Source organism: Bradyrhizobium sp. SPXBL-04 (assembly GCF_051853035.1).
GTDB classification, from domain to species: domain Bacteria; phylum Pseudomonadota; class Alphaproteobacteria; order Rhizobiales; family Xanthobacteraceae; genus Bradyrhizobium; species Bradyrhizobium zhanjiangense.
The window spans coordinates 4,218,069-4,242,953 of sequence record NZ_CP182472.1 but is presented as its reverse complement, the minus strand read 5'-3'; the positions used below and the strand labels follow the sequence as shown (position 1 = coordinate 4,242,953).

Here is a 24,885-nt window from a genome sequence, read left to right as displayed (position 1 = left end):
GTTCGCCTGCTAACTAAACATCGTGCCTGCCCCAAGTCGAGGTCAGTTCCACCGTCTGCTTGCCCCGGCGCAAATTTCTCGAAAAACTGTGGTCGGAGCCCCCTACCCAAGGTCGGAGGGCCGGCATTTGAGACAAGTCAAAGGCCCCCACGGTCCACAGATTTCTTATATTTGTCATATACTTATAAAGCCGCAAACCCGATCATTTCGTCAGCTGCTCTTATTTTGAACAATCGTTGCCGAAAATGATGACAAGTGAGAAAAGTTGATCTAGCATTCTCTTGCTCAGGCGCTGACCGCGAGGTCGTGGCCTGGTGGTCCAAGTCTCGGGAGGAGCCCCTGGCGCGCAAAACGCAGCGTCGCCCCGTCAATCAAGAGCAAATCTTAGAATCGGGGATAATAGGGTCGACACAATTTTTGAGCGGGGCCAGGGCCCCGCTCTTTTTTTGCCTGCATGGCTGAAGCGCCGATGAAGGCTCCTCCCAATCCGATCGAACGCAGTTTTGAGCTGGCGGCCTCGCGCTGCGCCGATCTGACGGGCGAGGGTCTATCAGCGCCTGTTCGAAGAGCATCCGGAAACCCGGATGATGTTTCGCTCGCAAGGCAGCGAGCTCGTGATGGGATCGATGCTCGCGCTGGCCATCGAGGCGGTCCTCGACTTCGCCGATGAGCGCCGCGGGCATTTCCGGCTGATCGCCTGCGAGGCCGCCTCGCACGAGGCTTACGGCACGTCACGCGACCTCTTCATTGCCTTCTTTGCGATCATCAGGGAGACGCTCCGCGATCTGCTCGGTGATGAATGGTCACCGGACATTGCAGAGGCAGAGGCAGAGGCCTGGGATGCATGCGCGTGGCGATCGACGCATTCGCCGGCGTGCCGGCCTGACGCTTTGCGCTGCACCAAGGGTGGCTTGCTGCGATCGCGCGATTGATTGCAGATTGAGTGACGTCAGCTCTTGTGAGACACTTTCGGACATCGGTCGCGCAAGCAATGACGCGCCGACGATAAAATTTTACGGGAGCGAGCGATGTCCGGGACGAAAGATTTCTCGACGACGAGGCGCGATCTTCTTCAGGCGGCAGCGACCGCCGGCGCCGCGACTGCCATCCTCGGCAGCATGGGCATAAATCCAGCACTTGCGGCCGAAGTCGGACGATCCGAGAAGCCGCTGAAAGCGGCCTTCTCCAACGCAGGCCTCCAGGCCACCTGGTGCGCGCAGGGCAAGCAGGCCGCGGAATTCTGGGGCAAGCTATTCAATGTCGAGGTGACCTGGTTCGATGGTCAGCTCGACGCGGTGAAGCAGCGCGCCGCGATCGACAACATGGCCTCGCAGAAATGGGATTTCGTCGCGATCCAGGCTTTCGGCATCGGCACCCTCACCCAGCCCGTGCAGAAGATGATCGACGCCGGCACGCCCGTGATCGACATGGATACGCTGATCGCGCCGCTCGACCAGATCAATGTCCATTCCTTCCTTGCCCCCGACAACGAGTTCATGGGCGCCTCGGTGACGCAGGCGCTGTGCAACGCCATGGGCGGCAAGGGCAAGATCATCATGACGCAAGGCGCGCTCGGCCACACCGGCGCGCAAGGACGCGCCAAGGGCTTCAACTCGGTGGTCAAACAATTCCCCGGCATTGAGGTGCTCGACACCCAGCCGGCCGACTGGGACGTCTCCAAGACCGCCCGCCTCTGGGAGACCTATCTCACGAAATATCCGCAGATCGACGCGGCGTTCTTCCACAATGACGACATGGCGCTCGCCGCCTACAACATCATGAAGGCACGCAACCGCACCAACATCCTGATTGGCGGTGTCGATGCCATGCCGCCGGCGATCCAGGCGGTGAGCGAGGGCCGCATGTTCGCGACCGTGCGCAATCCGTCCTGCCGCATCCATGGCGGCGCCATCATTGCAGGCGTGTCGGCCGTGGTCGGCGGCGAGAAGAGCGGACAGGGCATCCCGAAAAACGTCGTCACCGACGGCCCGGTCGTGACCAAGGCAAATGCCCCCGGCATGCAGTGGATGGAAGACCATTTCCTGATTTAGTCCTCCATGCCAGAGGTTCGTTCGCCCATCCTGGAACTGAAGGGCATCACGAAGAGCTTCGGCGGCGTCGAAGCGCTTCGTGGTGTCGACTTCGCGCTTCTTCCCGGCGAGATCCACGGTCTCGTCGGCGAGAACGGCGCCGGAAAAAGCACGTTGATGAAGATCATCGCCGGCGTGCATGCCGAATTCTCCGGCCGCTTCCTGATCGACGGGGTGGAGACGCATTTCCGCTCGGCGCGCGATGCGCATGCGGCCGGCATCGCCATGGTGCACCAAGAGCTCTCTGTCGCGCCCGACCTCACCGTCGCGGAGAACGTCTTCCTGGGCAACCAGCCGACCAACCGGCTCGGCCTCGTGCAGTGGCGGCGGATGGCGCGCGAAGCCGGCGAGCAGCTCGCTCGCTTCGGCATCGACGTCGACCCGATGAGCAGGCTCGGCGACCTCCCGATCGGGCTTCAGCAGCTGATCGAGATCGCCCGCGTGCTGTTCTCCGGCGCGCGCATCGTCATCCTGGACGAGCCGACCTCCGCCCTCTCCCCACCCGAGGTCGAGCGCCTCTTCGCAACGCTCAGGCGCCTGCGCGAGGAAGGCACTGCGATCGTCTTCATCTCGCATTTCATCGAGGACATTCTTCGCGTGTCGGACACTGTCACCGTGTTCCGCAACGGACGGAAAGTCGCGGAGACGGCGAGCGCCGCGACCAGCAAGGGCGCGCTGATCGAGGCCATGATCGGCCGCGGCGGCGAGGTGCTCGAGCACAGCTACACCGACGATTTGATGCTGCCGCGGCCGAGCGGCAGTCCGGTGGTCCTGAAGGTCGACCAGCTATCCCTCGCCCGCAGCCTTCAGGATGTCTCGTTCGAGGCCCGCGCCGGCGAGGTGCTCGGCATCTACGGCTTCATGGGCTGCGGCCAGCAGGAGCTGTCGCGCATCCTGTTCGGCAAGCTGAAGCCGGACAGCGGCACGCTCGCCGTCGAGGGCACGCCAAAGACCTTCGCCAGCACGGCGGCGGCGCGGCGGGCGGGCGTGGCGCTGGTGCCCGAGAGCCGGCGCGACATGCTGTTTCACCAGGAGCCGGTCTACAAGAACATCTCGATCAGCATTTTGGATCGCATCTCGTCCCTGCTGCTCAAGCCGGCACAGGAGCGCGATATCGCCAAGCGCCAGGTCGATCAGTTGCAGATCCGGCCGCCCGTGGTCGGCCTCGACCTCGGCATGCTCTCGGGCGGCAACCAGCAGAAGGTCGCGCTGGCAAAGTGGCTGACCTATCCGCCCAAGCTTCTGGTGTTGTGCGAGCCGACCCGTGGCATGGATGTCGGCGCCAAGAACGACGTCATCAACATCGTCCGCGACCTCCGCGCCAGGGGGCTTGCCATCATCGTGCTGTCGACCGAGCCGGAAACGGTGCTGTCGCTGGCCGACCGCATCCTCGTGCTCAAGCGCGGCGCACTGGTGCGGGAATTCAGGAACGAGCCGGTCAGCAAGGACCGCCTGCTGGAAGCGGCGTGACGGAGCAGCACCATGACGAGCAGTGAAACGGTTCCGGCGGCGGCTGCGCGAGCGCGGGGCGTTGCGCCCTTCCTGCGCTCGCAGATGCGCAACATCGCGCCGTTCCTCACCCTGATCTTCCTGTCCGGCTTCTTCGCCTTCGCCAGCCCCTCCTTCGCGACGCTCGACAATCTCGGCAACATCCTGACCCAGGTGTCAGTGACAGGCATCATCGCCGTCGGCCTCACCTTCGTGATCCTCTGCGCCGAAATCGACCTGTCGATCGCCAGCATCGCCAACGTCACCGGCATCGCCGTCGCCTATTTCACGCTCCAGGAATCCTACGTCAACATCGCCAATGTGCCGCTGCCGGGCGCGGTCGCGATCATCCTGTCGATCCTGCTCTGTGCGCTGCTCGGCCTCGTCAATGCGCTGGGGCTGACCGTGATCGGCATCCCCTCCTTCATCATGACGCTGGCGATGATGCAGATCGCGGCCGGCATCTCGGCGCTGCTGGTGCGCGGCCAGATCGCCTACAAGGTGCCGAGCCTGATCACGACGCTCGGCTCCGGCTCGATCGGCGGCATTCCCTGGATCGTCATCGTTGCCGCCATCATGCTGCTCGGCGGGCATCTGGTGCTGACCTACACGCGCTTCGGCCGCTACATCTACATGGTCGGGGGCAATCGCGAGGCGGCGGAATATTCCGGCCTCAACGTCAAGCTCATCCTCGGCGCGGTGATGGTGATCTCGGCGGTCTGCTCCGGCATCGGCGGCATGCTCGGCGTCGCCCATTTCGGCAGCGCGCAGCAGAACGAGTTCGACACCTACCTGCTCGACTCCATCGCCGCCGTCGTGGTCGGCGGCACCAGCCTGTTCGGCGGCCGCGGCGGCATCGGCAACACCATCGTCGGCCTGTTCGTGCTCGGCGTCCTCAACAACGGCCTCGACCACGTCAACATCGACAGCTTCCTGAAGATCCTGATCCGCGGCCTGATCCTCTTGGCGGCGCTGGTCATCAACGTCTACGCCCAGCGGCTGAGAGAAAAAGCGGCGGAGTAGACGGCGCTCAAACAAATAAGTGCAAAAACAACCCCATGCACAGTAGCCGGGGCTAGCGGAATCAATGGCTTGCCGGTGATGCGGTACAATTGCGGATTTCACGAAATCCATTTGACACGTCGGGCAAAACAGGAGCAGGATGGCACCATAGCGATGTCTCGGCCCGAGGCAGCGCTGCCTGAACGCTCTGACGTTCAGCGCAAACAAATATCCCGTCATCCTGAGGTGCGGGGCAAGCGATGCGAACGCATCGCATGCGGAGCCTCGAAGGATGAACGGCCGAGATGTGCAGCCGGGCCGTCGCCCTTCGAGGCCTCCGCTACGCTCCGGCACCTCAGGATGACGGACATAGAGCGACGCTCGCTGTACCAGTCTCGTCATTGCGAGCGCAGCGAAGCAATCCAGAGTCTTTCCGCGGATACATTTCTGGATTGCTTCGCTGCGCTCGCAATGACGATGTGGTGGCAGAGAGCTCGACCACGTGCACGGCGGAGTCTGAGAACGCCGCTACCTTCCAGCCTGATGGCTTTTGTGCCGCCTGCTGCAGCCTGCTCGCGAGGTAACGTCTGGTCCTCCGAGGACATGAATGACGCCCCGCGGCGAGACGTTCCATTTCGGGCGCCGTGAGCAATTACCCCTCGGATCCGCTTCACTCCACGGCGATCGCCTCGATCTCCAGCAGCCATTTGCTGTCGACGGTTTCAGCGATCATGACCGTCAGCGCGGGTTCGTGTCCTTCAAGCATCTTGCGGCGAACGGCACGATTGGGCACGACCTGACTGATGTCGGTCAGGAACGTCGTGACCTTGACCAGATGCGTGACGCCGAGGCCGGCGGCGGCGAGCACCTCGATCACATTGCGCCAGGCTTGCTCGCATTGCGCTTCGAAACCTTCGGGCACGCTGCCATCGGATTTCTCGGGCACCTGGCCGCTGATGAACAGCAGGCGGCGATGCTGACTGAATTCAAGTCCCATGCTGTAACCACCGGCGGGAGCATGGACCGATGGTGGATTATGACTGACGATTTGAGCCATGTCAGATTGTCTCCTGTTCGCTTTTGCGATCGATCGACCCTAACCGGCTGCATTGCGCCGGCGCAAAGCAATGTTGCTGCGGTTCAGCGCAAGAAAATCTATTGCAAGCGCGCGGCCATTCAGTGACAAACTAGGCAGCGATGACCTACATCCTTCCTCTGCTGAATGCGCTCCGCGCATTCGAAGCCGCGGCGCGGCATCTCAGCTTCAAGCTGGCCGCGCACGAGCTGCACGTAACGCCCGCTGCCGTGGGGCAGCAGGTGAAGGCGCTGGAGGCGCGCCTCGGCGTGCGCCTGTTCGAGCGGCTGCATAAGCAGCTCATCCTGACCGCGGCCGGTCAGGCCTATCTGCCCGCGATATCCGAAGGCTTTCGTCACATTGCGGAGGCGACCTCGCAATTGAGGCCGTCAGGTGCGGTGCTGCTGCAATTGGGGGTCCATGGCAGCGTCGACCTGCGCCGTCTCGAACTGGCGGAGTTTCGCAGCGCGCATCCAGACATCGGTCTGCGGGTGCTGCAGCCCGCCGGCCTGCACGAGCTGGTCGAGGGCAAGGTCGACCTGCTGATCGCCCGCGGTCTTGGCCACCATCCGGGCTATCGCTGCGACCGGCTCAATGATGGATCGGGTTTGGGTGATTGGCTGGTTGCGCCTGAAGGCACCGCGGATTGCCCTGAGGTCGTCAGCTTCCGCGAATGGCTGCGCGCCTTCCTCGCCGACAACCCGCGCACAAACAACCGCCGCCCTCGCCTGGTCGGCATCAGCGGACGTTGAGGCGGCCCTCTGTCGTTGCCAATCCCGCCTGCGCCGCAATCTCGTCGCTTCGCCAGCACCGGACCGCATGCCCGTCGCGGCGCGTTTCAAGCACCGGCCCAGGCTCGCGGCGACACAGGGCTTCGGCGTGGCGGCAGCGCGGGCTGAACGCGCATCCGTTTGGGGGATTGAGCGGATTGGGCAGGTCGCCCCCCGTCGTCGCTAACGGTGCGTGGCGTAAGGGATCGGGGATGGCGGCGATCAGGGCTTGGGTATAGGGGTGCGCAGGTCGTTCGAAGATCTCGCGCCAGTGGCCATTCTCGACGATGCGGCCGAGATACATCACGGCGACCCTGTCGCTCATGTGCTCGACGACGCCGAGGTCGTGGCTGATCATGATGAATGAGAGGCCGAGCGTATCCTTCAATTCCAACAGCAGGTTGATGATCTGGGCACGGATCGAGACATCGAGCGCCGAGACCGGTTCGTCGCAGATGACGATCTTGGGATTGAGGATCAGCGCACGCGCAATGCCGATGCGCTGGCGCTGGCCACCGGAGAATTCATGCGGGTAGCGGCCCGACTGTTCGGGCCGCAGGCCCACATGCCGCAGCATCGTCGCAACGCGGTCCTCGATCTCGCTTTTCGCGGTCACGCCGTGCACACGCAGCGGATCTTCCAGCGTGCGGCGAACGGTCTGGCGCGGATTGAGCGAGGCGTAGGGATCCTGAAACACCATCTGCACGATGCGGGCCAAGGCCTTCCGATCGCCGGATTGCCGGTTTGTGACGACCTGTCCGTCCACCACGATGCGGCCGCGCGTCGGCGTCAGGAGACCAAGGATCGACAATGCGACCGTCGACTTGCCCGAGCCGGACTCGCCGACGAGGCCGAGGCATTCGCCGCGCCTCAAGCTGAGATCGACGCCGTCGACGGCACGGAGCAGCCGCTTCTCGCGACCCAGCAAGCCACCCCCGAGCGGAAAATGAACCGCGAGATCCTCGATGCTGAGGATGACGTCGCCATCCGCTCTCCCCTGCGGTTCATGCATGGTGGTGGCACCTGACAAGACCGCCTGCTTCCAGCAAATCCGTCTCCGGCACGACGGTCCGGCAAATATCGGTCGCCTGCGCGCAACGCGGATTGAACCGGCAGCCGTCTGGGAAGCTCGTGATGGCCGGAACGACGCCCGCGATCTCCTTCAGTCTGCTACGGCCAAGCGCGGCGCGGCTGCCAAGCCGCGGCAGCGAGGCGACGAGGCCCTGCGTATAGGGGTGCGAAGGCGTTCGGAAGATATCGGCCGAGCCGCGCTCCTCGACGATGCGGCCGGCATACATGACGGCGACGCGGCGGCAGACATTGGCGACCAGGCCGAGATCGTGGCTGATCATTAGGATCGCCGTCCCTCTCTCGGCGCACAGATTGCGCATCAGCTCGATGATTTCCGCCTGCACGGTCACATCGAGCGCGGTGGTCGGCTCGTCTGCGATCAGGAGATCCGGACCGCATGCCAGCGCGATGGCGATCATCACGCGTTGACGCATGCCGCCCGAGAGCTGATGCGGGTAATCCTTCACGCGCCGCTCGGGCGCGGGGACGCGGACGCTCGCCAGCGCCTCGACCGCCAATTGGTTGGCTTCCCGCCAGCTCTTGCCCTTGTGCAGCACGAACATCTCGGCGATCTGCCGTCCCACCGGCGAGACCGGGTTCAGGGCCGTCATCGGCTCCTGGAAGATCATCGCGATGCGGTTGCCCCGCAGCTCCCGCTGCCCGGCGGCGGAAAGTCTCTGGATCTCCTGCCCCTCGAAGCGGATGACGCCACCGCCGATCGACAACGGCGGCCGCAGCAGTCCGATCAAGGCGAGCGCCGTGATGCTCTTGCCGCAGCCGGATTCGCCGACCAAGCCGAACGTCTCGCCACGATCGATGCGGAACGAAACGTTCTCGACGGCGGGCACCTTGCGGGATCCGTCGTCGAGATCGATGCGCAGATCCTCGACTTCGATCAGCGGCGAGCCCGTCATGTGCGCCGGCTCCGCGATTGTGGATCGAGAATGTCGCGCAGGCCGTCGCCGAGCAGGTTGAGGCCGAGCACCGTCAGGAAGATGGCAAGGCCGGGAAAAACCGAGAGCCACGGCGCCGTCGTGATCTGGTCGCGGGCTTCCGACAACATGCTGCCCCAGCTCGGAAACGGCGGGCGGACGCCGAGGCCGAGGAACGATAATGCGGCTTCGGACAGGACCGCGCTGCCCATGCCGAGCGTGCCGATGACGACGATCGGTCCGAGCATGTTGGGCAGCAGCTGCGTGATCATGATGCGCAGATCGCCATAGCCGAGCACGGTTGCGGCCTGCACATAGCCCTGGCTCTTCAGCGACAGAGCCGAGGCCCGTGCGATCCGGCAGGTGAAGGACCAGTTGGTCAAGCCGAGCGCGATGAGCAGGCTGGTCAGGCCGGGCCCAAGCACCGCCATGATGGCCAGCGCGAAGATCAGGGAGGGGATCGCCAGCATGAGATTGGTCAGGGCGTTGACGACATCGTCCCACCAGCCGCCCAAGTACCCGGCGCTCAGGCCCAGTGCCACGCCGATGATGCTGTTGATGAGCTGGGAGACGATACCGACCGTCAGCGAGACGCGCGCGCCGTAGACGACGCGGGAATAGATGTCGCGGCCCTGCCCGTCGGTGCCGAACCACCAGGTCCAGTTCGGCGCCTCCTCCGCGTTCATGAGGTTGGCGTCCATGACGGGATCGGTGTGCGCCAGCCACGGCGCGAGCAGGCCGACCAGGATCGCAAGCGCGAACAATACGCCACCGATGATGAGATTGGCGCGGAGCTTCATGCGTATCTGATCCTGGGATCGATCACGCCGTAGAGCACGTCGATCAGCAAATTGATCGCGAGAAAGGCCAGCACCACCACGAGAATGGAGCCCTGAACGGCGGGAATGTCGCGCTGGAGGACACTGTCGACGAGCAGCGAGCCGATGCCCGGCCACGAGAACAATTTCTCGACGACGACCGCCTGTCCCATCAATGCACCGAATTGCAGGCCCATTGTCGTGAGGATCAGGACGAGCGCGTTGCGCATCACGTGCCACTTCACGACACGCATCTCGCTCATGCCCTTGGAGCGCGCCGTGCGGACAAAATCGGCGGTCATGATCTCGAGCACCGCGGCGCGCGTCGTCCGAGCCAGCAGCGCCATCGGCGAGACGCCGAGTGTCACCGCCGGCAGGATCAAATATTTGAGGCCGCCGTCGCCATAGCCGAAGCTCGGCAGCCAGCCGAGCTTCAACGCGAACAGGTACATCAGCAGCAGCCCGAGCCAGAATTTGGCCATTGACAGGCCCGACACCGCGACAACCATGGAGACGATGTCGACGATGCCGCCCGGTCGCAATGCTGCGACGAAGCCGAGCGGAACGCCAATCGCAATCGCAAACGTCAAGGCTGCGAATATCAATTGCAGCGTCGGCCACATCCGTTTTGCGATCATGATGGTCACCGGCTCACGGGTCCGGAACGACGTCCCCAGATCACCGGTCGCAAGCTTGGCGATGTAGGAGCCAAAGCGCATGTAAACGGGATCGTCGAGGCCGAGCTGTTTTCTCATGCGCTCCACGACCTGCGGGTCCGCTGCGCCTCGGCCGTCATCGCTCATGCCCGAGACGATGCTGCCCGGGACCACGCTGAACAGCACGAAGACCACCAGCACCACGGCCAGCACGGTCGGAACGGTTTGCAGGATTCGACGGGTCAGGAAGGCGAGCATTGCAACTGTTCCTCCCTCCCTTCATCGCTTGCTACGATGGAGGGAGGGTGAGAGCGCGTGTCACTTGGCGGGCGACGACTCGTCCACCCAGAGGTCCTCGACGTTTTGATGGGTCAGTTCCGTCGCATTCAACTGAATCCCCTTCAGCCACGGCTGCACCGCCATGACCGCCTTGTTGTAGTTGAAGAACCAGACCGGTGCCTCTTCATAGAGCAGCGCATTGGCCTTCTGCAGCAATTGGTCGCGTTTTGCAGCGTCGTCGGTCTGCCCGGCTTCGTCGATTAACTTGTCGAAATCCGCGTTCTTGAAGGAGGTGTAATTGCAGGCTGATTGCGGCGTCGACGAGTAGAAGCATTTCAGCGCCGCCTGAGGATCCGGCCCTGTCGCCATGGAATAGACATAGGCCTGGAAGTCGCCTTTCTTAATGACCTCCGCCAGCACCGCGGTCTCGACCTGCTTGACCTTCACCTTGATGCCCACGCGGTCCAGCATCGGGATGATGGCCTCGACGATCGGCAGACCCCAGCTTTCATTCTGACTGGTCGTCCATTCGAATTCGAAGCCCGTGGGATAGCCGGCCTCCGCAAGCAGCTGCTTTGCTTTCGCGGGATCGAAGGCGTAGGGCTTCATTGTCTTGTCGTAGATTGGCGAGGTCAGAGGCAGCCAGCTGGTGGCGCGATAGGCCTTGCCTTTGACCAGCTTTTTGATGATCAGGTCAGTATCGATCGCGTGGTTGATCGCCTGCCGGACGCGCTTGTCGGCAAACGGCTTGAATGCCGGATTCATCCCCATGTGACGCGTGAAGACCTCGGCGACTTCGACGATGGTGCCCTTGAGGTCAGGGTCGGTCTGATAGGCGACATATTGTGCAGGCCCGAGCACCGAGGTGTCGATCTCCTTGTTGCGGAAGGCGACATCGCGGGCCGCGGCCTCGCCCATGACCGACACGATGAGCTTGTCGGCATAGGGCTTGCCGGGCTTGTAGAACCGGTCCCAACGTTCCAGGACGATGCGCGATCCCGGCACGTGCTCGACGAACTTGAACGGGCCGAGGCCGATCGGCTTCTGGATGAAGCTTTCCTTTGCACCTTCGTCTGCGGGATAGATCGAGGTCAGCGCGTTGAAGAAATAGAAGCCCGGATCGACCTTCTCGGTCAGCTTCATCTCAACGGTAAAGTCGTCGATCTTCTTCAGGCCGGAGATCTCCTTGGCCTGGCCCTTCTCCACTGCGGCCGCGCCCTCGATCACCCGGACGAAACGCGCGCCGGGATAGGCCTTGGTGCCGTCCATGATGCGATTGTACGACCAGATGACGTCGTCAGCCGTCATCTTGCGGCCGTTGTGAAAATAGGCATCGTCTCGCAGCTTGAAGGTGTGAACCAGGCCTCCGCCCGAGACCACGTCCTCCTTGGCAAGCTCCAGGACCGGCTTGCCTTCCGCGGAATTCCAGATGTAGAGCGACCGATGCAGGGCCTTGGCGTAGATCTCGTCCTGGGCGCGCTGCGTCGTATGAATGTCCAGACTGGAGAAGCTCGAGCCATAGGGCGCGGTCATGCGGATGGTTCCGCCCTTGCGCGGGGTCTGGGCCTCTGCCGTGGTGACCAGCGCCAGACCCAAACCAGCGACGACCGCAATCATCCTGAACATCATGTGTCCCCCAACAACGCAGGTATTCCGATCAGGGATTTGATCATTCGTCGCCGGTCGAAAGCAAGCTTCGTTTTTGGTGACAACCGATGCCGGTTCCGGATAGCAGCCCTTCGACGGAGAGCTCGGTCTCAGGTTGTATCCCCCGGGCGATGCAAGCCGCCAATTGACGCGATGCGTCATCGAGCGACCCGAACCAGTGAACATTCTTCGCGATCAACGCGACCAAGCTCAGGATCGTTATCTGAGCCCGAGGGATCGCGCACACCGTCCTGCTCCCGGTGCGGCTTTGTTGACGTCCCGCGACAACCCCTCCCCGTCATTGCGAGCGCAGCTCTCTCCACCGTCATTGCGAGGAGCCCTTGCGACGAAGCAATCCAGAGTCTTTCCGGAGAGGGACTCTGGATTGCTTCGCGGAGCCTGTCATCGGGCCGCGCTTCGCGCGAACCCGTTGGTCGCAATGACGGAGTGCTCTCGCGAGGTCCTCAGTTTGACAATTCCGGCGTCCAATCCCGCAATTTACGCGCGGCGCCGGTGACGTCAGCGATCGTCCGAAACGCCGCCGCCTCCACCATCATCGCCCTTGCCAGACGGACGGCACGCGCCTCGCTAACTGCTCGCCTCCGTGGGTCCTCGATCAGCTCGAAGTCGATGTTGTGAGCGAGACCGAAGATGCGGCGGATGGTTTTTGCGGCTGCGAAGCCGACCGTATCAGTGAACAGGCGCTGCATGTAGGCCTGCCGCTCGGCCTCAAGACGTGCGACACCCCTCTCGCCGGCAAAGAGTGAGACCGGATAGGCATCGCCGCTGGCCTCCGACCGCCAGAGGTCGAGGAATTTTCGCGCGAATTCGTTCCAGACCTGCTCGACGGTCTCCAGCACCCAGCCCTCGAATGCGGCCCGCTCGGCCGGCGAGCGCTCGTGGCCGGCGGAGGCGAAATAGGACATCAGCAGGTTGGCCAGCACGGCGCCGACGTCGAATCCCATCGGGCCGTAAAACGCGAATTCCGGGTCGATCACCCGCGTCTCGCTCTCCGTGACCATGATCGAGCCGGTGTGGAGGTCGCCGTGGATCAGCGCCTCGGGGCTTGCCATGAACTTCAGCTTTAGCCGGGAGATCGCGACATGCATGTCCATGTCGTCGCGCAGGCTCGCGGCCAAGCCATCGAGGTAAGGCGCGGTCCAGCGGTTCTGTTCGGCGATGCGGTAGGGATCGGTGAAGATCAGGTCCTCGGTGATCTTGCACAGCGCGTGATTGCCGGCGAAGGCGGCGATGCCCTGCTTCTTCTCGGCCGCGGGAAGCGAGAGATCGGAGGTGAAGAACAACGTCCGCGCCATGAAGGTGCTGATGTCGTCGACAAAGCGCTGATATTGCGTTGCCGCAACCAGCCCCTTGCGCATGATGATGTGGGGCTCGAGCAGCTCCATCACCGTCAGCGCCAAGGCTTCGTTGTGATGCAACAGCGCTGGCACAAGGCCGGGTGCGAGCTGGGCCTGCGTCGACAACGCCAGATATTCGTAATGGGCCCGCGACAGCGGCAGCGGCCAGCTCTCGCCGACGAGGCGGACATAGGGCAGTGCCTGCTTCACCGCGATGCCGCCGCGCCCACCTTTGACGATGAAGACGAGATTGAGATTGCCGTCGCCGACTTCGGTGATCGCCCAGGATAGTGGCTCACCGCCAAGGAGTGCGGCGATTTCAGGCAGGCCTGCGAGATAATCCCGCAAGGCACCCTCATGCAGAATCCGGTAGTCCCCCTGCTCCTGCGCCATGACGATCCCATCCCATGCTAAAGCGCGATGAGATCGCGCTTTAGATTATTATTTGAGCATGATCTTCTCGGAAAACCGCTTCGCACTTTTCCGGATCATGCTCTTGACATGGCCGGATCGTTACTCCCGCTCCAGGAAGCTCGAGCCGATCCCGGCCTTTCTTTTGATCGGATCGTAATCACAATAGACGCTGTCCGCCACCAGCGTGTAGCTGGCACTGACGGTGTATTTGTCCAGCTTGACCGAGTTCAGGCCGATCACCGAGGTGCTCTTGCCGCCGTTCCATTTGAACGGCGTCGAGCTCTTGGCCTGCTCGCAGGCCATCACCGCCTCGTTGAAGACGTAGCCCTCGACGAATGCCTTCAGGGTGCGCACCTGCACCGCCATCTTCCATTCGACGTAGCCGATCGCGCCAAGGCCGGCGACGATCAGCACCAGAAGCGCGATGACGATGCGCTGAAAAGTCATTCGTTCCCCCCAAAACAATAATCAGCAAAAAACGTCTAGAACGGCATTCCCATCATCTTCGACAGGCGTTCGATCGAGAGATAGCCGGCGTGATAAGCGGCCATGCCGAGGCCGTAGATGATCGCCGAGATGATCGTGGTCCAGATCAGCTTGCGCCCCATCCGCGTCAGGATCGGCGCGCCGGGGTCGGTGCCGGGCGCGCCGACGCCGTCCTCGTGCTGGCTGCGCACGCCGAACGGCAGCGTCAGGAACAGCGCGATCCACCAGATGACGAAGTAGATCGCGATCGCCGTTGAGATCTGGATGGCCATGGGGGCGGCCTTATGCCTGCTCGATCTCGACCAGAGCGCCGGAAAAATCCTTGGGGTGCAGGAACAGCACCGGCTTGCCGTGGGCGCCGATCTTGGGCACGCCGTCGCCGAGCACGCGCGCGCCCTCCTTCACCAGCGTGTCGCGCGAGGCGATGATGTCGACGACCTCGTAGCAGACGTGGTGGATGCCGCCGTCGGCATTGCGCTCGAGGAACTTTGCGATCGGCGAGGCTTCGCCGAGCGGCTCGATGAACTCGATCTTGGTGTTGGGCAGCGTCGCGAACACGGTGGTGACGCCATGCTCGGGCAGCGCCACGGCTTCCGAAATCTGCGCTCCGAACGCGGCGCCATAGATCTTTGCAGCCTTGACGGCGTCCTTGGTCGCGATCGCGACATGATTGAGCCGACCCAGCATGTTTCTTCTCCCTCACAGCGTGATCCGGAGACCACGCCTAGTCTACACTGTCAGCACGTGTACCAGACAGGGGGGCTTTTTGCCCCAATGTTCGTTGATCACGGCCCGGACAGCGCGTCGCACTGACTCGGCCAGCGCATCCGGATCGCGGCGGCGGGGCCGCGGCAAGCCTTCGATGGTGGAGACAACGGCATCGAAGACGATGTCGTCGAAGGCCTCACCCGCCCTGTTCTTGTCGGGGATACCGACGAGATCGACCTCGGGATCGTCGGCGAGCTCGCCCTGCTCCGTCATGGCGATGGCGACGAAGGCGCAGCCGGAGAACGCCATGCGGCGGCGTTCGACCACCGCGCGGGATTTTGCGTCCTCCAGGATCATGCCGTCCTTGTAGAGACGGCCCGACGGCACCTCGCCGACGATGCCGGGATCGCCGGGACCGAGCTTGACGAGATCGCCGTTGCGGCAGACCAGCACGCGCGGCACGCCGGCGGCGCGCGCGAGTTTTGCGTGCTCGTGCAGGTGCAGGGCCTCGCCATGGACGGGGATCAGAAGCTGCGGCTTCACCCAGGAAATCAGATCGCGCAGCTCGTCGCGGCGCGGGTGGCCGGAGACGTGGACCAGATGGTCGCGGTCGGTGATGATCTCGACACCCTGGAGCACCAGATTGTTGATGATCGAGCCGACGGCCTTCTCGTTGCCGGGAATGGTGCGCGAGGAGAAGATGACGCTGTCGCCGCGATTGAGCGTGATCTCGGGATGGTCGTCATTGGCGATGCGCGCCAGCGCCGCGCGCGGCTCGCCCTGGCTGCCGGTGCACAGCGCCAGCACCTTGTCCTGCGGCAGATGGCCGTAGACCTCGGGCGAGCGGAAACTCTGCACGCCGTCGAGATAACCGGTCTCGCGCGCGACCTGCACCACGCGCTCCATCGCGCGGCCGACCACGACGACCTCGCGGTCGGCGGCTTTCGCAGCCTCGGCCACCGCCTTGATGCGGGCGACGTTGGAGGCGAAGGTCGTGACGGCGACGCGGCCCTTGGCGGCCTTCACGAGATCAATGATGGTCCGGGCGACCTCGGCCTCCGACGGCGAGCGGCCGTCGCGCACCGCGTTGGTGGAATCGCCGATCAAGGCGAGCACGCCCTGCTCGCCCAGCTCGCGCAGGCGCCTCTCGTCAGTCGGGGCCCCCAGCGTCGGAGTCGGGTCGATCTTCCAGTCGCCGGTGTGCAGCACCGTGCCGGCTTCGGTGTGGATCGCCAGCGCATGCGCTTCCGGAATCGAATGCGCGACCGGGATGAACTCGACGTTGAACGGCCCGACATCGACGCGCCCCCCGGACGGGACCACCGTCACCGGAATGTTGGGCGCACCGCGCTCGGCGGCGCATTTGGCCTCGAACAGCGCCGCGCTGAACTTGGTCGCGTAGATCGGGCATTGCAGCTTCGGCCAGAGATCGATGATGGCGCCGAAATGGTCCTCGTGGGCATGGGTGAGCACCAGGCCCATCAGGTTCTTGCGTTCCTTCTCCAGGAAAGAGATGTCCGGCATGATCAGGTCGATACCTGGAAGATGCTCCTCGTCACCGAAGGAGACGCCGAGATCGACCGCGAGCCAGGCGCGCTGGTGGCGGTTGCCGAGGCCGTAAATCGACAGGTTCATGCCGATCTCGCCGACGCCGCCGAGCGGCGCAAACACCAGTTCGTCGGGCCTCGCCATCACGCAGCTCCCACGGAGGCGGCCGGGCCGAAGAACACCTCGCCCGCCGCGACCGGCACCCGCCGCCCTTCCGCGGTGCGGACGATCAGACAGCCTGTGTCGTCGATGGTGTCAAAAATGCCTTCCAGCGTCATCGTTCCCGTGTGGATTGCGACCTTCTCGCCGAGGCCGGCGGCGCGCTCCAGCCAGAGCTTTCGGATCTCTGCAAAGCCGCGGCCGTTGTCCCAGATGCCGCGGAACTCGACCCAGGCGTCGGACAGCGCCGCAAACAAATCCTCCGCGCTGATCTGGACGCCGAGGGCGGCGAGCGAGACCGCCGGCGTCGGCGTGCCCTCCGGCGCTGCGACGACATTGGTTCCGATGCCGACGACGACGGCAAGACGATCGCCAATGGCCTCGGCCTCGAGCGCAATGCCGACGAGCTTCTTGCCGCCGGCAAGCACATCGTTCGGCCATTTCAGGGCGTAGCGGGGACGGCCCTCGCCGAGGCGGAGCGCAGCCTCCAGGCTGACCTTCTCCAGCGCGGCCTCTTCCGCCAGCCCGGCGGCAAAGCCGAGCGTCGCGGCGACCGCCGGGGCTACGTCCATGACTTCGAGGATGCTGGCTGCGAGATTGCCCGGTGGCGCGATCCAGGCGCGCTGGCGCCGGCCGCGGCCGGCAGTCTGCTCGGACGTCACGAACCACATCGGGCCGCGTTCGCCGGCGCGGGCGTGCTCGATCGCGTCGGTATTGGTCGAGCCGGTCCGTTCAAAAGCCGCGAGCTTGAAGCCCGCGGCCTGTGCGCGAGGACCGAGCGCGAACCCCATCCTAGAACAGCGACTTTGCCGCTGCGGAGGCCACGCTCACCACCGGGCCTGCGAACAGCGCAAACAGGATGTTGAACAGACCCGCGACCGCCAGAACCGTCCGCACCTCAACGCGCACCGGATCGACCTGGCCGGCCGGTTCGTCGAAATACATCGTCTTGACGACGGCGAGATAGTAGTAGGCGCCCACCACGCTGGTCAGCACGCCGATGACGGCGAGCGTGAACAGGTTGGCCTTGATCGCGGCGACGAAGACGTACCACTTGGCAAAGAAGCCGGCGAGCGGCGGAACGCCCGCGAGCGAGAACAGCAGCATCGCGAAAAAGAAGGCAAGCAGCGGATTGGTCCGCGACAGACCGGCGAAATCGCTGATCTGCTCGACCGCCTGGCCGTTGCGTTTCATGGCGAGGATGACCGAGAACGCGCCGAGCGTCATCGTCACATAGATCACGATGTACATCAGTACGCCCTGCGCACCCTCGACGGTGCCGGAGGCAAGCCCGACCAGGGCAAAACCCATATGGCCGATCGAGGAATAGGCCATCAGGCGCTTAATGTTGCTCTGGCCGATTGCCGCGAAGGCGCCGAGCGCCATCGAGGCGATCGACACGAACACCAGGATCTGCTGCCACTGCGGCACGATGCCGGGGAATGCGGTCAGCGTCGCGCGGGTGAAGACGGCGAGCGCGGCGACCTTCGGCGCAGAGGCGAAGAAGGCCGTGACCGGCGTCGGCGCGCCCTCATAGACGTCGGGCGTCCACATGTGGAACGGTACCACCGAGATCTTGAAGCAGAGGCCGGCAAGCAGGAAGACGAGGCCGAACACCAGGCCGACATTCGCTGATGTCGCGGCGGTAGCGATGCCGGTGAAGCTGACGGTGCCGGTGAAGCCGTAGATCAGCGAGGCGCCGTACAGCAGCATGCCCGAGGACAGCGCGCCCAGCACGAAGTACTTCAGGCCCGCCTCGTTCGACTTGGCATTGTCCCGGTTCGAGGCCGCCACGACGTAGAGCGCCAGCGACATCAATTCGAGGCCGAGATAGAGCGAGATCAGATCGCCGGCCGAGATCAGCACCATCATGCCGAGCGTCGAGAGCAGCACCAGGATCGAATATTCGAAGATCCGCCGCGACGGGTCGGACAGGAACTCGGTCGACAGCACCAGTGTCACTGCCGAGCCGATCAGGGCCAGGATCTTCATGAAGCGGGCGAAATCGTCGACAATGAAGCTGCCACCGAAGGTGACCTGCTTGCCCGCGGGCTGCATGTAGACGAGCGCGCCGACCACGATCAGCAGCACCACCGCCAGCGAGGTGACGGTCTTGGTCGTCTCCTGCCCGCGATAGGCTCCCAGCATCAGAAGCGCCATCGCGCCGACCGCGAGCAAGAGCTCGGGCAGCACCGGCGCCAGTTGATATCCTGCAGTCTCAAAGCTCATGGCGATGTCCTGACCTGCCCGCTCACTGGAGCAGTGCGGCGGCCTTCACGGCCGTCACAGCGGTGTTGTAATTGTTGACGAGTTGCTGGACCGAGGCGGCCGACATGTCGAGCACCGGCTGCGGATAGACGCCGAACAGGATCGTCAGCGCGATCAGCGGGAACAGCGTCAGGCACTCCCGGAAGGTGAGGTCCTTGATGGTCATCAGCGACGGCTTTACCAAGGATCCGAACACGACCTTGCGGTATAGCCAGAGCGCATAGCACGCCGACAGGATGACGCCTGATGTGGCGAAGAACGCGGTCGGGATCGAGGTCTTGAAGGTACCGAGCAGCGTCATGAACTCGCCGACGAAGCCGGAGGTACCCGGCAGGCCGACATTGGCCATGGTGAAGACCATGAAGGTCATGGCGTAGAGCGGCATCCGGTTGACGATGCCGCCATAGGCCGCGATCTCGCGGGTGTGCATGCGGTCGTAGACGATGCCGACGCAGAGGAACAGCGCGCCGGAGACGATGCCGTGCGAGATCATCTGGAACACGCCGCCGGCGACACCCTGCATGGTGCCGGCGAAAATGCCCATGGTGACGAAGCCCATATGCGCGACCGAGGAGTACGCGATCAGCTTCTTCATGTCCTCCTGCATCATCGCCACCAGCGAGGTGTAGATGATGGCGATGGTGGACAGGGTGAAGATCAGCGGCGCGAAGTCATGCGAGGCCAGCGGGAACATCGGCAGCGAGAAGCGCAGGAAGCCGTAGCCGCCCATCTTCAGGAGGATCGCCGCCAGGATCACCGAGCCGGCGGTCGGCGCTTCGACGTGTGCGTCCGGGAGCCAGGTGTGCACCGGCCACATCGGCATCTTCACCGCGAAGGAGGCGAAGAAGGCCAGCCACGCCCAGGTCTGCAAGGACCGCGGCACGGCCGTGTGCATCAGGGTCGGAATGTCGGTGGTGTTGCCGTTCCAGTACAGCGCCATGATGGCGAGCAGCATCAGGACCGAGCCGAGCAGCGTGTAGAGGAAGAACTTGAACGAGGCATAGACCCGGCGCGGACCGCCCCACACGCCGATGATCAGGAACATCGGGATCAGGCCGCCCTCGAAGAACAGGTAGAACAGCACGAGGTCGAGCGCCGAGAAGGTGCCGACCATCAGCGTTTCCAGGATCAGGAACGCCATCATGTATTCGCGCACCCGGCTCGTAACCTTCCAGCTCGCGATGATGCAGAACGGCATCAAGGCGGTGGTCAGGATCACGAAGGGCAGCGAAATGCCGTCCACGCCCATGTGGTAGGTGATGCCGGTGGCGAGCCAGTTCGCCTTCTCGACGAACTGGAAGTCGGCGGTCGAGGAATCGAAGCGCGCTACCAGGATCAGTGACACCGCGAAGGTGATCAGCGTGGTCCACAGCGCGATCCAGCGCGAGTTGCGCTGCGCGGCCTCGTCGTCGCCGCGGCTGAGATAGACGATCAGCGTCCCGACCAGCGGCAGGAAGGTGGTGACGGAAAGAATGGGCCAGGTTGTCATTTACTGGCCTCCAAAGCCGAACATGAACCAGGTGATCAGGCCGGCGACGCCGATCAGCATGGCGAATGCGTAGTGATAGAGATAGCCGGTCTGGATCTTCACGACGTTACGGGTGACGTCCAGCACGCGCGCCGAGACGCCGTCGGGACCGAGCCCGTCGATGATGAAGCCGTCGCCCTTCTTCCAGAGCTGATAGCCGATCCACTTCGCCGGACGGACGAAGATGACGTCGTAGAGTTCGTCGAAGTACCACTTGTTCAGCAGGAACTGGTACAGCATCGGCTGCGTCTTCGCCAGCTCGACCGGCAGATACGGCCGGCGGATGTAGAACAGGTACGACACCAGGAAGCCCAGCACCATCATCACCGTCGGCAGGAAGGCGATGGTCTCGGGGATGTGGTGCATCTCCTCGATGATGTGCGGGTTCATCTTCACGGATTCGCGGAAGAACTCCTCGATGCCGTGACCGGCGAACAGCTCCTTGAACGGAAGGCCCGCGACGAACGAGCCGACCGCGAGCACGCCGATCGGGATCAGCATCCAGATCGGGGCCTCGTGTGCGGCCTCGTAGTGATGCTCGTCATGCGGCTCGCCATGGAAGGTCTTGAAGATCAGGCGCCAGGAGTAGAACGAGGTCAGGCCGGCGGCGATGACCGTCATCAGGAAGCCGTAGACCGCGAACGGATTGTGCGCGGCGTAGGCGGACTCGATGATCGCGTCCTTGGAGAAGTAGCCGGCGGTGAGCGGGAAGCCGGTCAGGGCCAGCGTGCCGACCACCATCACCGCGTAGGTATAAGGGATCTTGCGCCAGAGGCCGCCCATATGGCGGATGTCCTGCTCGTGGTGCATCGCGTAGATCACCGAGCCGGAGCCCAAGAACAGCAGCGCCTTGAAGAAGGCGTGCGTGAACAGGTGGAACATGCCGACCGAATAGGCCCCTGCCCCCATTGCCACGAACATGTAGCCGAGCTGCGAACAGGTCGAATAGGCGACGATGCGCTTGATGTCGTTCTGGACGAGGCCGATGGTCGCCGCGAAGAACGCCGTGGTCGCGCCAAAGAACATCACGACGGCCTGCGCGTTAGGGGCGAGTTCGAACAGCGGCGACAGCCGCGCCACCATGAACACGCCGGCGGTGACCATGGTCGCGGCGTGGATCAGCGCGGAGACCGGGGTCGGGCCTTCCATCGCGTCCGGCAACCAGGTGTGCAGCAGGAACTGCGCCGACTTGCCCATCGCGCCCATGAACAGGAGGAGACAGGTCAGGGTCAGCGCGTCGGCGTGCCAGCCGAGGAAGTTGATGGTCTTGCCGGTGAGGCCAGGCGCGGCATGGAAGATGGTCTCGAAATCGGTCGAGCCGGCCAGCATGAAGATCGCGAAGATGCCGAGCGCGAAGCCGAAATCGCCGACGCGGTTGACCACGAAGGCCTTGATCGCCGCCGCATTCGCCGACGGCCTCTGGTACCAGAAGCCGATCAGGAGGTAGCTGGCGAGACCCACGCCTTCCCACCCGAAGAACAGCTGCACGAGGTTGTCCGCGGTGACCAGCATCAGCATCGCGAAGGTGAACAGCGACAGATAGCCGAAGAAGCGCGGCCGGTTCGGGTCCTGATCCATGTAGCCGATGGAATAGAGGTGCACGAGCGAGGAAACCGTCGTCACCACCACCAGCATCACGGCCGTGAGCGTGTCCACGCGCAGCGTCCACCAGACCTGGAGGTCGCCGGAGAAGATCCAGGGCAGCAGCTGGATCCGCGCGTCGTGATGCATGAAGCCGACGTCAACCAGCGTGAACCAGGACAGCGCCGCCGACACGAACAGCAGTCCCGTCGTGATCAGCTCGGCCGCGCGAGAACCAGCCGCTGGCGGCTCGTGGTCGCCCGGCTCGTCATGGGTCTCATGAATGACGCTCCCCTCCTCCTTGATGGAGGCAGCGGAGACATGACCGTTATTCGCACCATTACCGTGCGCCTCGTCGTGATGCTCGACCGTGTCGCCTGAGGGATTGCGGGCATGCGCGCCGACCAGCGAGATCAGGCCGGCGAGAATAGCGCCCAGCAGAGGCAGAAAGACAATTGCCTGAACCATGACTGAGCTCAGCCCTTCATCAGATTGACGTCCTCAACCGCGATCGAGCCGCGGTTGCGGAAATAGACCACCAGGATGGCGAGACCGATCGCGGCTTCGGCGGCGGCGACCGTCAGCACCAAGAGAGCGAAGACCTGGCCGACGATGTCGCCGAGGAAGGTCGAGAACGCCACGAGGTTGATGTTGACCGAGAGCAGGATCAGCTCGATCGACATCAGGATGACGATGATGTTCTTGCGGTTCAGGAAGATGCCGAGGATCCCGAGCGTGAACAGGATCGCGCCGACCGCCAGATAGTGTCCGAGCCCGATCGTCATTTCACCCACTCCGCCGCATCGGCATCCGAGAGCCCCTGCCCTGACGCCACCTTGCGCATCGCCATCGCCATTTCCGGCGTGCGCGCGTTCTGCACGTTGATATCCTGCCGCTTCACGCTCGCCTTGTGGCGCAGCGTCAGCACGATGGCGCCGATCATGGCGACCAACAGCACCATGCCCGCGAGCTGGAAGTAGTGGATGTACTTCGTATAGAGCACGAGGCCGAGTGCTTCGGTGTTGCTGACATTGGCCGGGATCGCCGCCGTGATGGTCTTGGAGACGCCGGGGTTGATGACCCAGAAGCCGACGGTGAGCAGCAGCTCGAACATGAAGATGCCGCCGATCACCAGCCCAACCGGCAGGTACTCGATGAAGCCCTCGCGCAGCTCGAGGAAGTCGACGTCGAGCATCATGATCACGAACAGGAACAGCACCGCGACCGCGCCGACATAGACGACGATCAGGATCATCGCCAGGAATTCGGCGCCCATCAGCACGAACAGGCCGGAGGCGTTGACGAAGGCCAGGATCAGGTACAGCACGGAGTGCACGGGATTGCGCGAGACAATCACCATCACGGCCGAAGCGACGCAGACGCCGGCGAACAGGTAGAAGAACAGCGCGGGAAGGATCATGCCCTCACCTCACCGGTACGGCGCGTCGAGCTCGATCGCTTTCGCGATCTCGCGTTCCCAGCGGTCGCCGTTGGCGAGCAGCTTGGCCTTGTCATAATAGAGTTCCTCGCGGGTCTCGGTCGCGAACTCGAAGTTCGGGCCTTCGACAATGGCGTCAACCGGACAGGCCTCCTGGCAGAGGCCGCAATAGATGCATTTCACCATGTCGATGTCGTAGCGCACGGTACGGCGGGTGCCGTCGTTGCGGCGCGGGCCGGCCTCGATGGTGATGGCCTGCGCCGGGCAGATGGCCTCGCACAGCTTGCAGGCGATGCAGCGCTCTTCGCCGTTCGGATAGCGGCGCAGGGCATGCTCGCCGCGGAAGCGCGGCGAGATCGGGTTCTTCTCGAACGGATAGTTGATGGTCGGCTTCGGCTGGAAGAAATAGCGCATGGCGAGGAAGAACGCCGAGACGAATTCCGACAGCAGAAGCGAGCGTGCAGTGGCGTTGACGTTGATACCCATGGCGGACCTCACTTCGGCGCGATGCCGGCGAAATGCAGCACACCGGCCACCACGATCACCATCGCCAGCGAGATCGGCAGGAACACCTTCCAGCCGAGGCGCATCAATTGGTCGTAGCGGTAGCGCGGCACGATCGCCTTGGCCATCGCGAACAGGAAGAACATGAAGAACAGTTTCAGCGAGAACCAGATGATCCCCGGCACCCAGTTGAAGGGCGGCAGGTCGACCGGCGGCAGCCAGCCTCCGAGGAACAGGATCGTCGCCAACGCGCACATCGTGACGATCGCGACATACTCGCCGAGCATGAACAAGAGGTACGGCGTCGAGCCGTATTCGACCATGAAGCCGGCGACGAGCTCGGATTCGGCCTCCACGAGATCGAACGGCGGACGGTTGGTTTCCGCCAGTGCCGAGACGTAGAACACCACGAACATCGGGAACAGCGGCCAGACGTACCAGTTCAGGATGGTGAGCTGCGGCAGCCCGATCAGGCTGGCAAGACCGCGCGCATGCTGGGCCTCGACCACGGCAGTGAGGTTCAGCGTGCCGGCGCAGAGCAGCACCGTGATGATGACGAAGCCGATCGAGACTTCGTAGGACACCATCTGCGCCGCCGAGCGCAACGCGGCCAGGAACGGGTATTTCGAGTTCGACGACCAGCCGGCCATGATGATGCCGTAGATCGACAGCGACGAGATAGCGAAGATGAAGAGGATGCCGACATTGATGTCGGAGATCACCCAGCCGAGATTGGTCGGGATCACCGCCCAGGCGGCGAGCGCGAGCACGCAGGACACCAGCGGCGCCAGCAGGAACACGCCCTTGTTGGCGCCGGCCGGGATGATCGGCTCCTTCAGCACGAACTTAAGCAAGTCCGCGAAGGACTGCAGCAGGCCCCAGGGGCCGACCACGTTCGGGCCGCGCCGGATCTGCACCGCCGCCCAGATCTTGCGGTCGGCGAGCAGGATGTAGGCGATCGCGACCAAGAGGACGACAAGCACCAGGACGCTCTCCGCGACCATGATGATCAGCGGCCAGAGGAACCCGGTCCAGAATGCGCTTTCGAAGAATTCCATCAGATCA

24 protein-coding genes and 1 pseudogene are annotated in these 24,885 nt (G+C 63.6%); 5 read left to right on the top strand and 20 right to left on the bottom strand.

Annotated features, from left to right (window positions below; all coding sequences use genetic code 11):
- Window positions 1-469 precede the first annotated feature (469 nt).
- The 4 genes and pseudogenes from ACNJX8_RS20055 (at window position 470) to ACNJX8_RS20040 (ending at window position 4,601) form a co-directional block, all read left to right on the top strand.
- A pseudogene (locus ACNJX8_RS20055) lies at window positions 470-886 on the top strand (globin).
- A gap of 142 nt (window positions 887-1,028) precedes the next feature.
- The gene (locus ACNJX8_RS20050) at window positions 1,029-2,051 is read left to right on the top strand and encodes a sugar ABC transporter substrate-binding protein (protein ID WP_091885915.1); all 1,023 of its coding nucleotides are present in this window, start codon (window positions 1,029-1,031) and stop codon (window positions 2,049-2,051) included.
- 6 nt (window positions 2,052-2,057) lie between these two features.
- Window positions 2,058-3,560, top strand: coding sequence for a sugar ABC transporter ATP-binding protein (locus ACNJX8_RS20045; RefSeq protein WP_439361755.1), 1,503 nt, complete (start codon window positions 2,058-2,060; stop codon window positions 3,558-3,560).
- A 12-nt stretch (window positions 3,561-3,572) separates the two neighbouring features.
- A complete protein-coding gene (locus ACNJX8_RS20040) occupies window positions 3,573-4,601 on the top strand; it encodes an ABC transporter permease (protein WP_091885921.1) in 1,029 nt (342 codons plus the stop codon).
- A 649-nt stretch (window positions 4,602-5,250) separates the two neighbouring features.
- Here the strand turns inward: ACNJX8_RS20040 and ACNJX8_RS20035 are convergent.
- Window positions 5,251-5,637 (bottom strand): RidA family protein, encoded by a 387-nt coding sequence (locus tag ACNJX8_RS20035; protein WP_439361754.1) that lies wholly within the window; start codon window positions 5,635-5,637, stop codon window positions 5,251-5,253.
- Between the two features lie 140 nt (window positions 5,638-5,777).
- Here ACNJX8_RS20035 and ACNJX8_RS20030 point away from each other — a divergent pair, with 140 nt between their 5' ends.
- Window positions 5,778-6,407 carry a LysR family transcriptional regulator gene (locus ACNJX8_RS20030; protein WP_439361753.1) on the top strand — a complete coding sequence of 210 codons (630 nt, stop codon included), beginning with the start codon at window positions 5,778-5,780 and terminating at the stop codon, window positions 6,405-6,407.
- On the opposite strand, the gene ACNJX8_RS20025 is transcribed toward ACNJX8_RS20030, so the two are convergent.
- The 19 genes from ACNJX8_RS20025 to nuoH all read right to left on the bottom strand — a co-directional run bounded on the left by ACNJX8_RS20025 (window position 6,394) and on the right by nuoH (window position 24,878).
- A complete protein-coding gene (locus ACNJX8_RS20025; RefSeq protein ID WP_439361752.1) occupies window positions 6,394-7,437 on the bottom strand; it encodes an ABC transporter ATP-binding protein in 1,044 nt (347 codons plus the stop codon). The two genes, ACNJX8_RS20030 and ACNJX8_RS20025, sit on opposite strands and share 14 nt — an antisense overlap.
- On the bottom strand, window positions 7,430-8,410 hold the full coding sequence (locus ACNJX8_RS20020; protein WP_439361751.1) for an ABC transporter ATP-binding protein: 981 nt from the start codon (window positions 8,408-8,410) through the stop codon (window positions 7,430-7,432). Before ACNJX8_RS20020 ends, ACNJX8_RS20025 begins: the two co-directional genes overlap by 8 nt.
- Window positions 8,407-9,228, bottom strand: a complete 822-nt coding sequence (locus ACNJX8_RS20015; RefSeq protein ID WP_439361750.1) for an ABC transporter permease — start codon at window positions 9,226-9,228, stop codon at window positions 8,407-8,409. Before ACNJX8_RS20015 ends, ACNJX8_RS20020 begins: the two co-directional genes overlap by 4 nt.
- Window positions 9,225-10,160 carry an ABC transporter permease gene (locus ACNJX8_RS20010; RefSeq protein WP_439361749.1) on the bottom strand — a complete coding sequence of 312 codons (936 nt, stop codon included), beginning with the start codon at window positions 10,158-10,160 and terminating at the stop codon, window positions 9,225-9,227. Before ACNJX8_RS20010 ends, ACNJX8_RS20015 begins: the two co-directional genes overlap by 4 nt.
- Before the next feature lie 60 nt (window positions 10,161-10,220).
- On the bottom strand, window positions 10,221-11,810 hold the full coding sequence (locus ACNJX8_RS20005; protein ID WP_439361748.1) for an ABC transporter substrate-binding protein: 1,590 nt from the start codon (window positions 11,808-11,810) through the stop codon (window positions 10,221-10,223).
- 40 nt (window positions 11,811-11,850) lie between these two features.
- On the bottom strand, window positions 11,851-12,036 hold the full coding sequence (locus ACNJX8_RS20000; protein WP_439361747.1) for a hypothetical protein: 186 nt from the start codon (window positions 12,034-12,036) through the stop codon (window positions 11,851-11,853).
- 256 nt (window positions 12,037-12,292) lie between these two features.
- Window positions 12,293-13,579, bottom strand: coding sequence for an S-methyl-5-thioribose kinase (gene mtnK / locus ACNJX8_RS19995; RefSeq protein ID WP_439361746.1), 1,287 nt, complete (start codon window positions 13,577-13,579; stop codon window positions 12,293-12,295).
- Between the two features lie 120 nt (window positions 13,580-13,699).
- On the bottom strand, window positions 13,700-14,047 hold the full coding sequence (locus ACNJX8_RS19990) for a hypothetical protein (RefSeq protein WP_128933454.1): 348 nt from the start codon (window positions 14,045-14,047) through the stop codon (window positions 13,700-13,702).
- Window positions 14,048-14,082: 35 nt separating this feature from the next.
- Entirely contained in the window at window positions 14,083-14,358 is a 276-nt protein-coding gene (locus ACNJX8_RS19985) for a DUF1467 family protein (protein WP_128933453.1), read from the bottom strand.
- A gap of 10 nt (window positions 14,359-14,368) precedes the next feature.
- Window positions 14,369-14,773: a methylmalonyl-CoA epimerase gene (gene mce, locus ACNJX8_RS19980; protein WP_011087668.1), complete on the bottom strand. Its 405-nt coding sequence runs from the start codon at window positions 14,771-14,773 to the stop codon at window positions 14,369-14,371.
- Between the two features lie 42 nt (window positions 14,774-14,815).
- A complete protein-coding gene (locus ACNJX8_RS19975; RefSeq protein ID WP_439361745.1) occupies window positions 14,816-16,486 on the bottom strand; it encodes a ribonuclease J in 1,671 nt (556 codons plus the stop codon).
- Window positions 16,486-17,292, bottom strand: a complete 807-nt coding sequence (locus tag ACNJX8_RS19970) for a biotin--[acetyl-CoA-carboxylase] ligase (RefSeq protein WP_439361744.1) — start codon at window positions 17,290-17,292, stop codon at window positions 16,486-16,488. Before ACNJX8_RS19970 ends, ACNJX8_RS19975 begins: the two co-directional genes overlap by 1 nt.
- Window position 17,293: 1 nt before the next feature.
- On the bottom strand, window positions 17,294-18,730 hold the full coding sequence (nuoN, locus tag ACNJX8_RS19965; protein WP_128933450.1) for an NADH-quinone oxidoreductase subunit NuoN: 1,437 nt from the start codon (window positions 18,728-18,730) through the stop codon (window positions 17,294-17,296).
- A 22-nt stretch (window positions 18,731-18,752) separates the two neighbouring features.
- A complete protein-coding gene (locus ACNJX8_RS19960) occupies window positions 18,753-20,258 on the bottom strand; it encodes an NADH-quinone oxidoreductase subunit M (protein ID WP_091885968.1) in 1,506 nt (501 codons plus the stop codon).
- The gene (gene nuoL / locus ACNJX8_RS19955) at window positions 20,259-22,346 is read right to left on the bottom strand and encodes an NADH-quinone oxidoreductase subunit L (RefSeq protein ID WP_128933449.1); all 2,088 of its coding nucleotides are present in this window, start codon (window positions 22,344-22,346) and stop codon (window positions 20,259-20,261) included. It lies immediately after the preceding gene.
- Window positions 22,347-22,354: 8 nt separating this feature from the next.
- Window positions 22,355-22,663: an NADH-quinone oxidoreductase subunit NuoK gene (nuoK, locus tag ACNJX8_RS19950; protein WP_008547737.1), complete on the bottom strand. Its 309-nt coding sequence runs from the start codon at window positions 22,661-22,663 to the stop codon at window positions 22,355-22,357.
- The gene (locus tag ACNJX8_RS19945) at window positions 22,660-23,298 is read right to left on the bottom strand and encodes an NADH-quinone oxidoreductase subunit J (protein ID WP_128933448.1); all 639 of its coding nucleotides are present in this window, start codon (window positions 23,296-23,298) and stop codon (window positions 22,660-22,662) included. The genes nuoK and ACNJX8_RS19945 overlap by 4 nt, the downstream gene beginning before the upstream one ends.
- Before the next feature lie 9 nt (window positions 23,299-23,307).
- The gene (gene nuoI, locus ACNJX8_RS19940; RefSeq protein WP_210342510.1) at window positions 23,308-23,802 is read right to left on the bottom strand and encodes an NADH-quinone oxidoreductase subunit NuoI; all 495 of its coding nucleotides are present in this window, start codon (window positions 23,800-23,802) and stop codon (window positions 23,308-23,310) included.
- A gap of 8 nt (window positions 23,803-23,810) precedes the next feature.
- Complete coding sequence (nuoH, locus tag ACNJX8_RS19935; RefSeq protein WP_091885977.1) at window positions 23,811-24,878, bottom strand: NADH-quinone oxidoreductase subunit NuoH; 1,068 nt, start codon at window positions 24,876-24,878, stop codon at window positions 23,811-23,813.
- Between the last annotated feature and the right edge of the window lie 7 nt (window positions 24,879-24,885).

What these genes read in the sequence shown, in the direction of transcription:
- ACNJX8_RS20045 (WP_439361755.1), top strand. Translation starts at nt 2,058, where the DNA reads ATGCCAGAGGTTCGTTCGCCCATCCTGGAACTGAAGGGCATCACGAAG.
- nuoH (WP_091885977.1), bottom strand. Translation starts at nt 24,878, where the DNA reads ATGGAATTCTTCGAAAGCGCATTCTGGACCGGGTTCCTCTGGCCGCTG.
- ACNJX8_RS19975 (WP_439361745.1), bottom strand. Translation starts at nt 16,486, where the DNA reads ATGGCGAGGCCCGACGAACTGGTGTTTGCGCCGCTCGGCGGCGTCGGC.
- ACNJX8_RS20025 (WP_439361752.1), bottom strand. Translation starts at nt 7,437, where the DNA reads ATGCATGAACCGCAGGGGAGAGCGGATGGCGACGTCATCCTCAGCATC.
- nuoL (WP_128933449.1), bottom strand. Translation starts at nt 22,346, where the DNA reads ATGGTTCAGGCAATTGTCTTTCTGCCTCTGCTGGGCGCTATTCTCGCC.
- ACNJX8_RS19945 (WP_128933448.1), bottom strand. Translation starts at nt 23,298, where the DNA reads ATGATCCTTCCCGCGCTGTTCTTCTACCTGTTCGCCGGCGTCTGCGTC.
- ACNJX8_RS20005 (WP_439361748.1), bottom strand. Translation starts at nt 11,810, where the DNA reads ATGATGTTCAGGATGATTGCGGTCGTCGCTGGTTTGGGTCTGGCGCTG.
- ACNJX8_RS20015 (WP_439361750.1), bottom strand. Translation starts at nt 9,228, where the DNA reads ATGAAGCTCCGCGCCAATCTCATCATCGGTGGCGTATTGTTCGCGCTT.
- nuoK (WP_008547737.1), bottom strand. Translation starts at nt 22,663, where the DNA reads ATGACGATCGGGCTCGGACACTATCTGGCGGTCGGCGCGATCCTGTTC.
- ACNJX8_RS19960 (WP_091885968.1), bottom strand. Translation starts at nt 20,258, where the DNA reads ATGACAACCTGGCCCATTCTTTCCGTCACCACCTTCCTGCCGCTGGTC.
- ACNJX8_RS20040 (WP_091885921.1), top strand. Translation starts at nt 3,573, where the DNA reads ATGACGAGCAGTGAAACGGTTCCGGCGGCGGCTGCGCGAGCGCGGGGC.
- ACNJX8_RS20030 (WP_439361753.1), top strand. Translation starts at nt 5,778, where the DNA reads ATGACCTACATCCTTCCTCTGCTGAATGCGCTCCGCGCATTCGAAGCC.
- ACNJX8_RS20020 (WP_439361751.1), bottom strand. Translation starts at nt 8,410, where the DNA reads ATGACGGGCTCGCCGCTGATCGAAGTCGAGGATCTGCGCATCGATCTC.
- nuoI (WP_210342510.1), bottom strand. Translation starts at nt 23,802, where the DNA reads ATGGGTATCAACGTCAACGCCACTGCACGCTCGCTTCTGCTGTCGGAA.
- ACNJX8_RS20035 (WP_439361754.1), bottom strand. Translation starts at nt 5,637, where the DNA reads ATGGCTCAAATCGTCAGTCATAATCCACCATCGGTCCATGCTCCCGCC.
- ACNJX8_RS19990 (WP_128933454.1), bottom strand. Translation starts at nt 14,047, where the DNA reads ATGACTTTTCAGCGCATCGTCATCGCGCTTCTGGTGCTGATCGTCGCC.
- mce (WP_011087668.1), bottom strand. Translation starts at nt 14,773, where the DNA reads ATGCTGGGTCGGCTCAATCATGTCGCGATCGCGACCAAGGACGCCGTC.
- mtnK (WP_439361746.1), bottom strand. Translation starts at nt 13,579, where the DNA reads ATGGCGCAGGAGCAGGGGGACTACCGGATTCTGCATGAGGGTGCCTTG.
- nuoN (WP_128933450.1), bottom strand. Translation starts at nt 18,730, where the DNA reads ATGAGCTTTGAGACTGCAGGATATCAACTGGCGCCGGTGCTGCCCGAG.
- ACNJX8_RS19985 (WP_128933453.1), bottom strand. Translation starts at nt 14,358, where the DNA reads ATGGCCATCCAGATCTCAACGGCGATCGCGATCTACTTCGTCATCTGG.
- ACNJX8_RS19970 (WP_439361744.1), bottom strand. Translation starts at nt 17,292, where the DNA reads ATGGGGTTCGCGCTCGGTCCTCGCGCACAGGCCGCGGGCTTCAAGCTC.
- ACNJX8_RS20010 (WP_439361749.1), bottom strand. Translation starts at nt 10,160, where the DNA reads ATGCTCGCCTTCCTGACCCGTCGAATCCTGCAAACCGTTCCGACCGTG.
- ACNJX8_RS20050 (WP_091885915.1), top strand. Translation starts at nt 1,029, where the DNA reads ATGTCCGGGACGAAAGATTTCTCGACGACGAGGCGCGATCTTCTTCAG.